The organism is Microbispora hainanensis, assembly GCF_006874475.1.
GTDB lineage: Bacteria > Actinomycetota > Actinomycetes > Streptosporangiales > Streptosporangiaceae > Microbispora > Microbispora hainanensis.
Window position 1 is genome coordinate 1 of the sequence record NZ_VIRM01000186.1, and the last position, 568, is coordinate 568.

Below are 568 nucleotides of genomic sequence, written 5' to 3' on the forward strand. Positions count from 1 at the left end.
GAGGTGTCGGCGTTGCTGCGGATTCCGCTGGGTGTGGTTCGCGTGGTGATCGCGGACATGGCGGCGGAGGGGCTGGTGCATGTGCATCAGCCGCAGTTGGAGGCCGGTAAGCCGGATCTGAACTTGCTGGAAAGGGTGCTCAGTGGACTTCGCAGGCTCTAGCCGGGGGTTGACGTCGACGAAGATCGTCGTTGCGGGGGGCTTCGGTGTGGGGAAGACGACCTTCGTGGGGGCGGTTTCGGAGATCGTGCCGTTGACGACGGAGGCGGTGATGACCGATGCGTCGGCGGGTGTGGACGATGTGGGGTTGGTGCCGCACAAGACGACGACGACGGTGGCGATGGATTTCGGTCGTGTGTCGTTGGATCGGGATCTGATTTTGTATTTGTTCGGTACGCCGGGTCAGCATCGGTTCTGGTTCATGTGGGATGACCTGGTGCGGGGGGCGATCGGTGCGGTGGTGCTGGTCGACACGCGGCGGTTGGCGGACAGTTTCCCTGCGGTGGACTACTTCGAGGAGGCGCGTCTGCCGTTCGTCGTCGGCGTGAACGGCTTCGACGGGCAGTAC

Annotated in this window: 2 protein-coding genes; both read left to right on the top strand. The window is 63.7% G+C overall.

Features of this window, described 5'->3' with window-relative positions:
* Positions 1–162, top strand: a 162-nt coding sequence (locus tag FLX08_RS40095) for a DUF742 domain-containing protein (protein WP_142625451.1), incomplete at its 5' end; no start/stop codon positions are given.
* A 7-nt stretch (positions 163–169) separates the two neighbouring features.
* The coding region (locus FLX08_RS40100; RefSeq protein ID WP_185949126.1) for a GTP-binding protein at positions 170–568 on the top strand (399 nt) is incomplete at its 3' end.